The following is a 15,348-nucleotide window of genomic DNA, read 5'->3' as shown; positions in this document are numbered from 1 at the left end:
AAACACCTAAACGCATAGATTCTAATGCTTTATGGCAAATATGCCGACACATGATATATTGTGTTTATAACCATAAAAACAGCGAGCAAACCATGTTCGACGGAAAATCGATTCTCATAACAGGTGGCACAGGGTCATTTGGCCATAAATATGTCGAAACCTTGTTAGCGAGACACAAACCAAAGCGCTTAATCATTTACTCGCGTGACGAGCTAAAACAGTTTGAAATGCAGCAAAAATTCAACGCGCCTTGTATGCGATATTTTATTGGTGATGTGCGCGATAAAGAGCGTATGCATCGTGCTATGCAAGGTGTTGATTTCGTGATTCACGCCGCGGCTATGAAACAAGTCCCAGCTGCTGAGTACAATCCTACAGAGTGTATTCGTACTAATATCGACGGCGCGGAAAACGTAATCAATGCTGCAATAGACAATAACGTGAAAAAAGTGATTGCACTGTCAACGGACAAAGCGGCAAACCCTGTTAACTTGTATGGAGCGACTAAGCTCGCATCTGACAAACTGTTTGTGGCAGCCAACAATATCGTTGGTGCGGGCGCATCGCGTTTTTCAGTGGTTCGTTATGGTAACGTAGTAGGTTCTCGTGGCTCGGTGGTGCCTTTCTTTAATAAGCTAATCGCAGAGGGCAGCGACCACATTCCAGTCACGCACAAAGACATGACACGATTTTGGATAACTTTGCAGCAAGGCGTCGACTTTGTGTTAAAGAACTTTGAGCGCATGCTAGGCGGTGAAATATTCGTTCCAAAGATTCCCTCAATTCGAATTGTCGATTTAGCTGAGGCAATGGCGCCTAATACCCCGATAAAATATGTTGGAATAAGACCTGGCGAAAAGCTGCATGAGATGATGTGTCCTGGTGATATGTCGTTGCACACGTTTGAATTTGCCGATCACTTTGTTATCGCACCCGCTATAAAGTTTTTCCATAGAAGCAATAACTTCACGTCAAATGCACTAGATGAACAGGGTAAACCTGTGGATTCTGGTTTTGAATACGTATCTGATACAAATGCGCACTTCCTCAGCATTGAAGAAATAAAGCAGTTTAATGAGGAAGCACAAAAGTGATTCCCTACGGGCGCCAGCACCTTGATGAGAGTGATATAAAAGCAGTCTTAGACACACTTAAATCTGACTGGTTAACTCAGGGGCCAGCGATCCCTAAGTTTGAAAGCGCGTTCGCAGACTATTGTAGCGCAAGCTATGCCGTTGCGGTTAATAGCGCGACATCTGCCCTTCATATCGCATGTCTTGCTCTTGGCGTAGGTCCGGGCGATTGCGTGTGGACCTCGCCTAACTCATTTGTTGCCTCATCAAACTGCGCGCTCTACTGTGGCGCTGGCATAGACTTTGTCGACATTGATTTGCAAACCGGCAACATGTGTGTTGACGCCTTAAAGCACAAGTTAGAAAACGCTGAAGCGAACAACTGTTTACCAAAAGTAGTCATTCCCGTGCATTTTGCAGGGCAACCTTGCGACATGGCGCAGATACGCGCACTTTCCAAACGTTATGGTTTCTTCGTTATTGAGGATGCCTCTCATGCTGTTGGTGCAAGATACCAAGACAAACTTGTTGGAAGCTGCGAGTTTTCTGATATTTGTGTGTTTAGTTTCCACCCTGTGAAAATAATCACGACCATGGAAGGCGGTATGGCGCTAACCAACAGTATGGAACTGGCAGATAAAATGCGCATGCTTCGTAGTCACGGCATTACCAATGATCCAGCGATGATGACTGAGGATAGTCATGGTCCTTGGTATTATCAACAGATTACGTTGGGCTTTAATTACCGTATGACTGATGTAGAAGCGGCGCTTGGCTTAAGTCAGCTGGATAAACTCGATACATTTGTTGAAAAGCGAAACGCACTAGCTGCCTACTATGACAAGTCACTTTGCGACCAGGCAAATATTGCTCCGCTTATACAACACAATGATACTTACTCAAGTTATCATCTATACGTTGTCAGAGTGAAATCACTAGACAGTACGACGCATACAACGCTTGTGACACAATTGAGAGAGAGCGGTATTTTTGCCCACGTTCACTACATCCCTATTCATTTACAACCTTACTATCAAAACTTGGGGTTTAAGAAAGGCGACTACCCAAACGCGGAGCGTTATTATCAGCAAGCCATTACGCTGCCTATGTTTCCTGACCTAAGCGAAAATGATGTTGCGTCAATTGTGTCTACGCTCATCAAACATGTAGATAATTTACGATAGAATCTGCGATAGATTCTCGTACAACCGCGATAAATATTCTCAAAAAAACTCTATTTAAAATCTCTGTAGTCGATAAAGAAGATAGGGAGCAAAGAAGTAAACAACATTCTGGTAAGTTAAAAGAGAATCTCAATTATGTCCACGCGAACAATAACAGCACTACTTACCACCTACAATTGTGAGCGCTTTATAAGCGCCACCATTGACAGCATACTCTCGCAAACGTTTTCAGATTTTGATTTTCTGATTATTGATGATGGATCTTCAGACGATACATGTAAGCTTATTAGACAATATAATGATCCGCGTATCACTCTTATTACGCACGACGAAAACAAAGGTGTTGGGTACAGACTTAATGAAGCATTAGACTTAATTCAAACGCCTTATATTGTAAAAGTAGATGGCGATGATTTAAGTCTCCCTACTAGATTTGTAGAACAACTATCTTACCTTCAAAGCCATCCAAATGTTGCAATAGCAAAGTGTTACATCGAATACTTCACAACAGATGCACAAGTTGAAAGAAGTGATCGATTCCGACAGTTTCAAGAAGAAAAGGCCCCTCTCCTAAACAGCATAAATACGATTGAAAAAATTAGGGAAGAGTTACTAAGATGGTGCTGTGTAACACATAGTACTTATTTTGCCCGAAGTGACGTCATCAAACAGCTAGGTTATGCCGAGCGAAGAATGGGGGAGGATTACGATCTCTTTTACAGGGCCATTAAAGCAGGCTTTGACATCGGTTGCGTTCCAAAGTGTCTACTAAAAGTGCGATTAAGTGACTCTTCGACAACAACCTTGAACAGCTCGACCGATGCATTTGCAAATATGTTAGTAGAGCTGAAATTAGCGGAGATAGAAAAGATTGTAGATAAGCATGGGGCGCTTTATCTCTATGGACGTGGTCAACTATCTAAAGCGCTAGCAAAGTGTTTTGCAGCGCGAGGGTATCCAATAAATGGTTTTATTGATAAAACTGCTGGCCGTGAAACCATCGAGGACACAACTCTATGCGTATTTGAGCACTCACCTACTCAATATGGTGGTGTTATTATTGCCGCTCAACCCGTTCGAGAAAAAGTAAGAAAGTCGTTAAGTTGCGCTGGCTGGCGTGAATGGGATGACTTCTTGGTTATAGCGTAACTTATTCAATGAATGTTAAAACTAAAGCTGCAGTTATAGCGGATGAATTTACATTACTATCGGTTGCATCAATTTGGGATGTTTGTTCTCTCAATAGACTCAATGCAATTGAGCAACTGAAAGCCTTCTGTCCAGACCTATTATTTATAGAATCTACATGGAATGGTGCGGATGGAAGTTGGAGTAATGAAAACCGCATTACGTCTCAACTTCCTCTCATTCGGTCTTTAACAGAGTTCTGTAATCAGAATAACATCCCGACTGTGTTTTGGAATAAAGAAGACCCTGTGCATTTTGTAGACTTTTCTATCAGAGCAAAACTGACAGCACTTTTTGATATTGTGTTTACCACAGAAGTCGATTGTATTGCTCGCTACAAAGCCTTACTTGCACATGAGAGGGTCTATTTTTTACCCTTTTTTGCGAATACACAAACATTTTACCCTAAGGATTTGAAACGTCAGTCTGGCTATTGCTTTGCTGGTTCCTGGTATGAGAAGTACCATGAACGCAATAACGATTTTCTTCACTTATATGGCTTGATAAAAAACAGTGGCGCGTCAGTAAGTATCTTTGATCGAAACCATCAGAAAAATATCGAAGGAAGAACATTCCCAGCTGAATTCCAACCAAGTATTGTAGGTAACCTCCCCTATACAGAGATTGACAAAGCTTATAGCGGTTATGAAACCGGTATTTCTCTAAACATTGTAAAAAATGGACAGACCATGTTTGCGAGACGAGCAGTAGAGCTCTTAGCATCAGGTACCGCTGTTGTATCGAATTACACAAGAGCAATGAGAGTCTTGTTTGGAGAATTGGTTGATACCGTATCTTTATATGATGACAAAATTCACCATACATCATGCGATACATCCGATCGGTCTACCTTTATCAAAAACAATCTTGATGAGCATTATTTCCAGCATCGAGTTGCGCAAAAGATTGCGTTGTTGCAAGGCAAGGGGGGCATACCTAAAAAGGGAGGTACTAACGGGAGTTGCCGTCTACGTCTTGTGGAACAAATGAGTGAACACTTTAATTATCAAGACGCTATTTGTTATACCCGTTATCCAGTATCTAACTTATTAGAATCTGGCCATTTTGAAGTTAAAACCCCCGCCTTGAAGGTAAGTACTACAAACGACAAAGTAACAATAACATCAACGCTATCAGAAGCTGAGCATTCTTATATTAATCTGACATCTCATTTTCATGTTTCTGAATTTGCGGAGTTCGAAGAGTTTGTCTACCTAACAGATGATGAACGTACCGAACTAGATATATGGCAATACAATGAATCTGGTGCTTGTGTTCAAAGAGATTTGTTTTCCACATCTCAACCATGCAAGCTAAAGATACAACCTACTGCGATATCAATAAGAATTGGATTCAGAGTGACTGGTCCAGGCACTAGAAGCATTGAAGTGCTATCAAAAGGACGGTTACGACGAATTCCTCACTATATCATTCCAATAACTCGTTCTTATTTGCACGTCACATGTAGCGAAGAAGAGCTGATTGCTAATGTTAACGCGATTAAAAGCCAGCATTCCGGCAACTATGAAATATTTGTAGATACTGGGAAAGACGATACATTCAATTACACCAGCATAGGACAGACAAACATAATTATTGGTGGAGAAAGAGTTCACTCGGCTATAAAAGAGGGACGAAAGTTGGCAGCACAGCTAGGCTACGATTTTTACACAGCGCCACTGACGATAGAAAACCAAAACTCATGAAAATATTGAAATCGCCGATATTATCGGTAGATGCAGGAAAAATTTAAGAGAGAGCTGTTTGATGCAAGATGATTGGTTAACCTTGTTTAGGGAGCAGTGGCAACATAGGACATTCATCGCCTTTGTGGGTACGGGCAGAATTGGTACCGAGTTTTTTGCGTCCTTCTTTAACTCGGTGCTTAAAGAGGGCATAAGTGTACATGAACCAATTCCTGACGCATTCAACCTTGCCATGAGCTACATCAGAGGTAAGCGAAACACTCAAGAAGCTGCTAAAGAATACATCCGAATTCGAAGCGGCCTATTTTCTCAAATGGAGAATGAACGTTGTCATTATTTCGTTGAATCGAATAATAATCTTTCACTGCTGCTTCCGATTATCAAGCTCTTATTTCCAAACTATAAAATCGTACATATTGTTCGTCCTCCAGAGGACTATGTTTGTTCAGTCCTTGGCAATATACAAGCGAATAGCTATTCGATGTACAGCGTTGATGATCCCAGAAATCGTCCAACAGCAACTGATTTCAGTGATGATAGCTTTGCAACAAAATGGGCACAATTTGAACAAGCTGAGAAAATTGCGTGGTTCTGGGGAAAATACAATGAAGTAATTAGAAGAGAACTATCTGGCGACGCACATTATCTGCGTCTCAATTTTGTCGATTTGTTCAAGAATAAACCATACGCGTCAATGGCAGAAATACTGACTTTTTTAGATATCCCCTCTTTAAAAGCGTTAAGTGAAGAAGAGATAAACACTCATCTTCATTCACCTAAAAACAGCGCAAAGAAGAAAATAAAGAGATTTGAAGAATGGCCAATCGCATTACAAGAAAAATGTAAAACCATCTTCAATCACTTTGGAGCTGAATATAGTCTTGAGAGCTGATTTTTCACAGTTCTTTCCTTAACAAACACGTGTATTATTATGATTGAGCGTAAATTAGCGACATTTTTATCAGGCCAAGAATTAAAAAGAAATGCACTAACTCGTGAAGAGCTAGAACGCCATGACATGCGCTTTTCCAAAGGACTTCGCAACACTGTATTTGAACAGGGTGCACATTTTCACTCAGGTATTATAAATCCCGAGTTTACAGTGTTTCTTGGCGCATACTCCTACATGAATGACCTTGGCTATGTTCGTGACAACACCTTTATAGGTCGATACTGTTCAATTGGAAGAAGAGTAACCATTAGCGCAGGAATTCATCCCATGCATGGCGTAAGTACACACCCCTCGCTACGCAAACCCATGAAATATAATACTCATCAGTTATCCGAACTTGGTATCGAAAATTCAGCGCCGACAGTAAAGAAAACCAGAATTCTCAATGATGTTTGGATTGGTGATGGGGCCATTGTCATGCCTGGCGTTGAAATTGGTAACGGCGCAGTTATCGGCGCCAATGCTGTGGTGACAAAAAATGTACCTGACTATGCGGTAGTTGGAGGAACCCCTGCCCATATAATTAAATATCGATTTCCTGAGTCTGTCAGGGAAAAACTGGCGAAGAGTCAATGGTGGAACCTACCCCATGATGTTCTCACCAACCTGCCCAGTGGAAATATATTTGATTTCCTTTGTGCAATAGATGACTTACCACAACTGCAAGAAGAAAAAGCAAACTATTACTTGCTGCATGAAGATGAAAAAGTTTAGATTCCTAACGCATAGTATTAAAGATAATGACCTACAGTAAAACGGCACAGTGATATGAAAAGTTTAGTTAAATTTGTTCGTTCTATTTATGATACAGATGCATTCATACCACTGCACGAGCCGCGTTTTTCTCAGTTGGAACATCACGTTCTGCGCGATGTTGTCGATTCCACTTTTGTGTCCACTGTTGGAAAATATGTTGATAAATTTGAAGACCAAATCAAGTCCTATACCGACGCTCAAGGCGCTGTAGCTGTAGTTAATGGCACTGCAGCACTACATGGTGTACTTCATGCATTGGATATTTCGTACGGCGATTTGGTGATAACTCAAGCCGTGTCATTTGTTGCTACTGCAAATGCAATTAAAATGACTGGAGCTGAGCCAGTATTTGTTGATATATCACGAGAGAGCTTAAGTCTTTGCCCAGAAAAGCTCGCTCAGTTTCTCTCTGATAATACCGTTCTTGATGACAAAGGCAGATGTATTCACTTATCAACCCGAAAGCCAATCAAGGGAATTGTTGTTGTACACACTTTTGGGCACCCAGCGCTTTTGGATGAGCTTATACAAGTTGCCAACAACTGGCATATTCCTTTGATTGAAGACGCGGCTGAAAGCTTGGGAAGCTTCTACAAAAACAAGCATACTGGAACGTTAGGGAAGTATGGTGCAATAAGTTTTAACGGAAACAAAATTGTTACCACTGGCGGAGGTGGGATGATTTTGACGCGTAGTAAAGAAGATGCTCTTCGTATCAAGCATTTAACGACAACAGCTAAAGTAGCTCACCCCTTCGAATACTATCATGACGAGTTTGGATTCAATTATAGAATGCCTAACTTAAACGCTGCTCTTGGCTATGCGCAATTTACATCATTCCTAAATATTCGAGAACAAAAACGTGAGTTAGCGCAACAGTACGCTAGTTTTTTTGAAGATACTGAATATAGTTTTGTTAAGGAGCCTTCTTATGCGAGTTCCAATTATTGGTTAAACGCGGTGGTGTGCAAAAACGCTGACGCTAAGACTGCGATGTTAGAAGATACTAACCGACAGGGGGTCATGACACGCCCTCTGTGGCAGCTTTTAAATACGCTTCCGATGTACCAAGCATCCCTGTGCGCTAACCTAGACAATTCACAGTGGCTTTTCGAGCGTTGTGTGTGTATCCCTAGCGGAACATTCAAGGAGTTATCATCAAATGAACAACAGTGACTTCTCAGTTTTTTTTATATCAGAAACCGACACTATCCTTGATGCGCTAAAGCAAATGGACCGTATTGCTAAGAAGCTGCTTATTCTTGTTTCGCACAATGATACCTACATAAACCTGATTTCTGTAGGCGATTTACAGCGCTCAATAATCAATAATGTTCCCCTTAGCGCACCGATTTCAACACTTAAGATTGATCCTAAATGGGTATGTAAAGACACTGACTCTTATAGCCACATAAAGCGTACGATGGCGAAGATTCGCTGTGACTTCATGCCAGTCATAGACGAATCTAATACCATTACGGGAATATATCATTGGAACGACGTTTTTGGTGGCGTTAACAGATATAAAAGCCAGGGTTGTAAAGGTGTGCCAGTCGTTATAATGGCCGGAGGTAAAGGGACGCGCCTGAAGCCGATATCAAATGTGCTACCTAAACCTTTGACTCCAGTAGGTGAGCGAACCATTTTAGAAGAGATCATCAGCCAATTTAAATCTGTCGGTTGCGACGAATACTATCTTTCCGTTAATTATAAGAAAGAGCTAATAGAATACTTTGTGAATGGCTTTAAAGACGACGACTATGAAGTCAATTATATTTGTGAAAGCGCGCCACTGGGAACTGCTGGCTCTCTTTCGTTACTCAAAAACAAAATAGACCGTACGTTCTTTGTCACGAACTGTGACATTCTGATTAATCAAAATTTAGATGAAGTCCTTGAGTATCATAAAAAAAATAATAACAAAATCACTTTAGTGGCGGCCTTGAAACACCATAAACTGTCTTACGGTACACTTAAAACTGGGGACGACGGCGTTTTACTTGAGCTCGAAGAAAAACCCGAGTTTACATTTAAGATAAATACAGGCGTTTATGTGCTGGAGCCTGATGTATTAGATCACCTTCAACAGAACGAATATAAAGACATTACTGACTTAATTACATTAGTTAAAAATGCCGGAGATAGAGTGGGAGTTTTTCCTATTAGCGACAAATCGTGGATGGATATTGGAGAGTGGCCAGAATACATTAACACTGTCAAAACATTATCTGATGACGATAATTTCAGTGGTTTAGTATTGAATTAAGATAACGATGAAAAATATTGTTGTGCTTGGGGCTTCTGGCCATGCAAAAGTGGTGATAGATATTATTGAGAAGGACAATAGATTCCGAATTGCTGGTATTGTCGATCCATTATTGCCAAAAAAGTCGATGTTTATGGGGTACCCTGTAATAGGCCATGACGATGACCTTCCAAGGATCGTAGAGAACTTTCAAATTTACGGAGCAATAGTTGCGATAGGTGACAATTCTCTGCGCCAGCGCATTGCCAAAAAAGTGAGTCATAGTGTCCCACACCTTAGCTTTGTAACTGCTATACACCCAAGAGCGACCATCGGAACTCAAGTCACGATTGGCCCAGGAACAGTTGTTATGGCCGGAGCCGTAATTAATTCAGACGCAAAAGTAGGTAGTTTCTGTATTGTGAACTCTATGTCGCTTTTAGAACACGATTCTTGCTTGGGAAATTTTGCGAGCCTTGCTCCGCGTGCATCCACGGGGGGAAATTGTGATATCGGCGAGATGGCGACTGTAGGAATGGGCGCTGTTGTACTGCAAGGACTATCAATAGGGACAAATACAATTGTTGGTGCAAGCGCAATGGTGAATAAAGACTTACCAGCTAATGTAACCGCTTATGGACTGCCAGCACGTATTATACGTCACCAGCAGCCACACGATTAGCAGAGCTATATATTACTGTACACTTTACTGTCAGGGTCAGTAATAAAGCCATCTCTGACGACTTGTAATATTTGTTCTATGCCATCAGGTACAGTTTTCGTAATTTTAAAATCGAGTACACGACTAATTTTATCGAAGTTTACGCGGTAATCTCGTGGGTCTTCTTGTTTTTCAACGTAGCGAATATTAGCGTCTGGTAGAAACTTAATAATCTCTTCAACTATCATTTTTTTCTGATAATTTTCTGAGGAGTCTCCAACGTTGAACACTTCAAAAGCCACTTTTTCGCTCGACGCTTTAAACACTTCGAGCACTGATCGTGAAAGATCGACTACATGACAATATGGACGCCAGAATTGCTCACCAAATATGACCAACTCTCTTCCAAGCGCCAATTCCTTTGTAAATTCATTTACAGTTAAATCAAATCGCAGCCTTGGAGATAATCCGTAAACAGTTGAGAAACGAAGACAAGTAGGTTCGCACTGACTTCCCTCTTCTCTTTTAGACAACAAAAATTGTTCAAATTCGACTTTGGTTTCTGCGTACAACGAGACTGGTGCGAGTGGGGACGTTTCCGTTACAAATCCATCACTGTCTTCCATCTTCCCGTAGTTACTGCAGGTTGATGCGAATACGAAACGCTCTACCCCATGCTTGTTTGCAACGTTGTAAACTAACTTTGCCCCATCTAAATTAATTGACTTAGTGAGTTCAGGCTCTTTAGCACAAGCAGGATCGCCAACAATTGCCGCTAAGTGAGCGACAAAATCAATGCCTTGCATAACCTCATTTAGTAGTGATTCGTCACGGATGTCACCTTTGACAAAAACAAAGTTCGGATTATTTAGTAGCTCTACAATGCTTTCACCACCGAAGCTCAATGTATCTAGCACAGTGACGTGATAGTTATTTTCGAGCAGGATCCGTACTAAAACACTTCCTATATAACCGGCACCGCCGGTAACAAGTACCTTTTTCATGTTTATTCTCTTTATATTGAAGTCTGTGAAGGCCTAATCAACAACCAATTCATACCAACCCTTTATCAGCACTTGCCAATCACCAAAACTAGCGACGCGTTCTGCATTTTTACTTGTATCCTTGGGGGATGATATAAGCGATAGCAACGTTTGATTTATATCAGTCAATTTATCTATTGTGGTGTAAGTGACGCCTGCGTTCACCAATTTAGAATAGTCCAACCAGCGGCCTGTTATCACTTGACTCCCTGCAAACAACGACTCTATTACTGTGCCGGATGCGGCATCTGTAATAGGTACAATGATATTGATATCTACTGAAAGTCTCAGCATCGCTACATCATCATCGGACAAATAACTCTCTAGAGTTTGATAACTCAACTTTGTTGAAGCTAATGTTTGTTTTAGCTGTTCAATGTAGCTAGGGTAATTTCCATAGGTAATAGGCAGAATGAAGTGAACATCCGTTAACTGATCTTGGATTTTAGCAAGCTGTTCAATAACTTTTACGTGCTGATGCCCAGGGTCAGCATTGTAACCTATAAGTGCAATAGTCTTATCGACCGGTAAACCTAATTTTGTTCTATATGTCTGCTTATCAGCTATGTTTGCTCTTAAGCTTTTTATCTTTTCAAATGGAAGTAGCCCAAAGTGACAATGAGAAAACTGTATAGTAGTTTTCCTCTTCTCAGACAATAGATTTTGAAGCGACGCTTTCATTTTAGGTGTATGACAATTGATTGAATCACATTTATTTAAAATTTGAGCCAACATTGCTGGGTTGCTACACCGCATTAAGTCAGAACCCCAAATTACAGCGGTTAGTTTACGTGTACATAACTTGTATAGAGGCACTGCAAACTGATGTAAAATATCGACAAAATGAATTTGAATGTTGTCGTAACGAACACGGTTTTTCCGAAACAATACCCATCGCAGTACGCCTAAAAACCAGCCATAACGCACTTTCTTACCAAACTTATTTTTCCACCACTCGCAAATGGAGTTGACATAAATATTGTCTGCCAGCACGTCGTCACGCTCTATCGGCAGAATACTAAGACAATCTACCCGCAAAGCAGGGTCGTACGCTTTTAGATTGTTAATTAGTCCAACAACAAAGGTTGAGTTGACGTTACCAATTATGAGCACTGATTTCATTATTTGTTAAGTACATCCTGGAATGTACCCCTTCAGTTGATTCCATTGAGAATTCGAATAGCATCTTTTTTATTAGTGTACTTTTCGCTCGAAAGCTCTTCATACCTAAAGCTTTCTTTTCGCAAAGAAGGAATATAAGTTAGCCTATCTCCTGTAGGCAGTATTAGACACGTTGGATCCAAGAGTTCATTTGTCAGAATTAGGTAATCAGGTCCCGCATAAGAATGGAAAGGCTTACATAAAGCAATTATTTCTTCAAAAAACGTAGGTGACAATGAGGGATGAAAACTGACTTTTTGCAGAAAGATCGCGTTATTAAGACCGCTCATCAGCGCTATTATTGCCATATTGGTTATCGCTACCTCGTTATATTGAAGAGGCGCAGTAACATCTAAAAAGTTACCTGAAGCAATAACATGTAAGCCCTCGATAGGCACCATGAAGTTATTCTGCTCAATATCCCTCACAATATTACACGTGTTTTTTTCAACAACACGTCTCGGGTTGTGTTCATCTACCCAGTTCAGTGTCAGGTTTTGGCGTACATTCTCTCTTTCAAGAGTAGCTAGTTGGGTCAATACTGTTGAGATTGGCTCTGGCTTATTGCTGTGCTCGATGGAAAACGGCGTAAGTTGCCACATTTCCTTAAGCTTATTTGTACGGCGAATACCTGAAAAAGGAGATATATTGTCGAAACCATATTGGTAGTTTTCTATCGTTAGATGAATATCCGATACAGTTCGACGCCAACTGGTAAGCACAGCATTTGCAGTCGACACTACAACGTCATTATCATTTATATTCAACAACTTACTAAACATACTATTAACGTAGTTTAGTGTTCCATTAAGATAATAGAACGCGAGTGATTTTCCTCGTCGATAAGAAGCAACAATAAACTCTCTTTGATCAGAAATCATCTGCGCGACATCTTCAACCGTCTCAAAGGATCCATCTAGTAAGCGAGTCAGCGCGGACAACTCTTCCAGCAAACTGTGTGTACTGTACTTTTCATCAAAATTTTGGACAAACTGAAGGTTAAGTTTTGAAGAAAATGCATCGCTAACAAGTGTATTGATTGCAAACGCTTTTTGTTCTGAAGTTGCACTGACTAACATTAGCGCCTTGTCTAATGGTTGCGCTCCAGTAATTCTGGCTCCATCATTCAAATTGTAGACATCTACTTTTGCTTTCGTAAACGTAAGCTCTAGAACGCTCTTTGATACCTTAAATTCGTATTTTGTCTTTACCCACGGCTTAAAATTTCCTGGGATGACAAGTGACATAGAATGATTATCTGCATAGCGATAAAGTTCCTTACCCTCGCCGTCGTAATATCCCGAAGAACGTGAGTGATGATAAGTGTCACTGACAAACCCCATATCGGTCCCAAACAAATAAATCTGCTTAAATCCAATTGTTGTTACTAAATCAGATACGAAATTTGTTACTGTAGGATATGCATGTTCGAGTAATGCAAAAGGATGTTTTTTATCGAGCTCTGTAAGCGATACTGTAGACGCTTCGCCTTGTTTGAAAGCAAGTAAGGTACGCTTGAACAAAGAGGTTGTATCGGGGTGAATGCCATTGCAACTCAATAGCGTGATATTCCTCAAATATTCACTATCTTCAATGCGAGAGAGCCAGTCAAATGTGGAACGGTTGGTTTCTATCTCTGCGTGAAAATCAGGCGTTATTCCATTATTGTAGAGCGATTGAAGCGCTGTACCACATGAAATGACGATAGCCTTGTCATTCTCCAGTTTCAACGTATCAATCAAACCATCCAACGAAGGACCATTTCCCACGACAAACACTGGCACTTCGAGTACTTCTTGGGGAAGCTTCTTGCGCGTATTAGCCAATAAAAAGGGAATATTCTTCTCTAGTGCTGTGTGCGTGTGAGCTATACCAAAATTGGCATTGTCAAAATAATCTCCCATGGCAATTATGACTAATAATTGCTCTCTCAATTGAGCCACAGCATCTGTCAATTTATCATTTACGTAAGTTTGATAAAAAAACGTGTTGGCCAGCATATAAGGTCCAACAGTTTGAAATTGTACAAGGAGATCGTTTGTTAAATTAGAGCCATCGTCGCCTATATTCAGATATAAGCGCTTTTTGCCTTCATCGAAAGTTTCAATAATTTTAGCCCAGTCGATAGCGTATAAAGAGGCATAGAAGAAATCTTTGTTTGGTTCACAAATGAAAAGCATACCAGTATCATGATTGCTCATTAATGCTTCTACTGAGTAACCACTTCCGATACCAAACATGATCAGTGATTTAACATGCTCAGGCAGTTCTCCCTGCTCTTCGTTTACTCCCTTAATAATCGATTCACACGCTTCTACTAGCTGATAATGAAGATACCCCTTGAGCTTTTTCCCCTTGTAGCTCAGTAACAACCCGTCCTTATTTGGTTTTCTCGAAAACAACTCAAAACTAGTAGTGGCCTCACTTTTAGGCGATATGGAAAAAAGGCTATGTGTGTTTTTATGTACAACATTAACTGTACCATCACTACTTGCGACGGGGCGCCAACGCTGTGGCGTATATGAGGAAAACTCGTCGTAAAGATCTGGAAAGTACTTTTTCAACGCGTTTAAGTTTGCGAGCTTGCACTTTTCGTCTAAAAACCGCTCTTCAAACCCATACTGACTATTAAGTGGCGCCCAAATAGGAAGATAACTTTCATTCAATGACGCCGTTGCGTTCTTAGGTATCCATCCTTGCAACTCTGACCAATTGCTAGCGTAGAGCTTCTCCTCCAAACTATTAAAAACTGGGAGGTTGAAGTGCTTATATAGTTGAATTTTATTAACACCTACATGGGCAACAAGCTCGTTTATATCACTAACAAAATTCGTTGCATCAGCGCCTATTTGCAAGTAAAGCGCAACACCCTCTTCCTTCGCTTTTTGAAAAATAGACTGCCAGGGAATACAAGACAATGAACATATGAAATAGTCTACGTTAGGTTCATACACCACAATATGTTTATAGTTTGTTGCTTCGACTAAATGCTCTAGGTGGTGTCCTAAGCCTAAACCCAAACAAGCTATTGCTTCCATGATCTTGGGCTTTTCGAAAGTGGTGGCTGACAACTCAACCGGTGAAAAGCGCGAAAGATAACTATCAAGATGAGACAGAACTTCTTGCTTTGGGTGAGCACCATAGAGTACTTGCCCACTATTGAAGTTCACAATATTAAGCTCTTTATGTTTATTACATAATAACGTAGATACTGACGCCTCTCGTTTTTTTACCACGTCAGCAAGTGTTGGTATAAAGCGCTCAAACGCACCAAAGCTTAACCGATAATTATCACTAATCTGCTGTGCAAGTGCTCTTTCTATATCTTGCTGCGTTTGTTCATCTTCATGAACATGAAACTGAATTTGCTGTAACATAG

12 protein-coding genes are annotated in these 15,348 nt (G+C 40.7%); 9 read left to right on the top strand and 3 right to left on the bottom strand.

From position 1 onward, the window contains the following. The first annotated feature begins 92 nt into the window (after positions 1 to 92). From pseB to JN178_RS04995, 9 genes are all read left to right on the top strand, one after another. On the top strand, positions 93 to 1,094 hold the full coding sequence (pseB, locus tag JN178_RS05035; protein WP_202264163.1) for a UDP-N-acetylglucosamine 4,6-dehydratase (inverting): 1,002 nt from the start codon (positions 93 to 95) through the stop codon (positions 1,092 to 1,094). Then, positions 1,091 to 2,257: a UDP-4-amino-4,6-dideoxy-N-acetyl-beta-L-altrosamine transaminase gene (gene pseC / locus JN178_RS05030; RefSeq protein ID WP_202264152.1), complete on the top strand. Its 1,167-nt coding sequence runs from the start codon at positions 1,091 to 1,093 to the stop codon at positions 2,255 to 2,257. Before pseB ends, pseC begins: the two co-directional genes overlap by 4 nt. A 135-nt stretch (positions 2,258 to 2,392) precedes the next feature. After that, positions 2,393 to 3,406 (top strand): glycosyltransferase family 2 protein, encoded by a 1,014-nt coding sequence (locus JN178_RS05025; protein ID WP_202264143.1) that lies wholly within the window; start codon positions 2,393 to 2,395, stop codon positions 3,404 to 3,406. A gap of 8 nt (positions 3,407 to 3,414) precedes the next feature. Then, entirely contained in the window at positions 3,415 to 5,151 is a 1,737-nt protein-coding gene (locus JN178_RS05020) for a CgeB family protein (protein ID WP_202264141.1), read from the top strand. Positions 5,152 to 5,212: 61 nt separating this feature from the next. After that, positions 5,213 to 6,043, top strand: a complete 831-nt coding sequence (locus JN178_RS05015) for a sulfotransferase domain-containing protein (protein ID WP_202264139.1) — start codon at positions 5,213 to 5,215, stop codon at positions 6,041 to 6,043. 39 nt (positions 6,044 to 6,082) lie between these two features. Beyond that, positions 6,083 to 6,817 carry a CatB-related O-acetyltransferase gene (locus JN178_RS05010; protein ID WP_202264137.1) on the top strand — a complete coding sequence of 245 codons (735 nt, stop codon included), beginning with the start codon at positions 6,083 to 6,085 and terminating at the stop codon, positions 6,815 to 6,817. Between the two features lie 54 nt (positions 6,818 to 6,871). Beyond that, on the top strand, positions 6,872 to 8,035 hold the full coding sequence (locus tag JN178_RS05005; RefSeq protein ID WP_202264135.1) for a LegC family aminotransferase: 1,164 nt from the start codon (positions 6,872 to 6,874) through the stop codon (positions 8,033 to 8,035). Continuing rightward, positions 8,022 to 9,125: a nucleotidyltransferase family protein gene (locus JN178_RS05000; RefSeq protein ID WP_202264133.1), complete on the top strand. Its 1,104-nt coding sequence runs from the start codon at positions 8,022 to 8,024 to the stop codon at positions 9,123 to 9,125. Before JN178_RS05005 ends, JN178_RS05000 begins: the two co-directional genes overlap by 14 nt. Before the next feature lie 22 nt (positions 9,126 to 9,147). Further along, a complete protein-coding gene (locus JN178_RS04995; RefSeq protein WP_202264131.1) occupies positions 9,148 to 9,786 on the top strand; it encodes an acetyltransferase in 639 nt (212 codons plus the stop codon). A gap of 5 nt (positions 9,787 to 9,791) precedes the next feature. Here JN178_RS04995 and JN178_RS04990 read toward each other — a convergent pair whose 3' ends face one another. Genes JN178_RS04990 through JN178_RS04980 form a run of 3 tightly spaced genes read right to left on the bottom strand, consistent with a single transcriptional unit; the run spans position 9,792 to position 15,346 of the window. Further along, a complete protein-coding gene (locus tag JN178_RS04990; protein WP_202264129.1) occupies positions 9,792 to 10,769 on the bottom strand; it encodes an NAD-dependent epimerase/dehydratase family protein in 978 nt (325 codons plus the stop codon). A gap of 33 nt (positions 10,770 to 10,802) precedes the next feature. Further along, positions 10,803 to 11,930, bottom strand: coding sequence for a hypothetical protein (locus JN178_RS04985; protein ID WP_202264127.1), 1,128 nt, complete (start codon positions 11,928 to 11,930; stop codon positions 10,803 to 10,805). Between the two features lie 32 nt (positions 11,931 to 11,962). After that, positions 11,963 to 15,346: a motility associated factor glycosyltransferase family protein gene (locus tag JN178_RS04980; RefSeq protein WP_202264125.1), complete on the bottom strand. Its 3,384-nt coding sequence runs from the start codon at positions 15,344 to 15,346 to the stop codon at positions 11,963 to 11,965. Positions 15,347 to 15,348: the final 2 nt, after the last annotated feature.

Origin of the sequence: Alteromonas sp. KC3 (assembly GCF_016756315.1) — a bacterium.
Lineage (GTDB): Bacteria > Pseudomonadota > Gammaproteobacteria > Enterobacterales > Alteromonadaceae > Alteromonas.
This window is presented reverse-complemented; position numbering and strand designations above follow the sequence as displayed.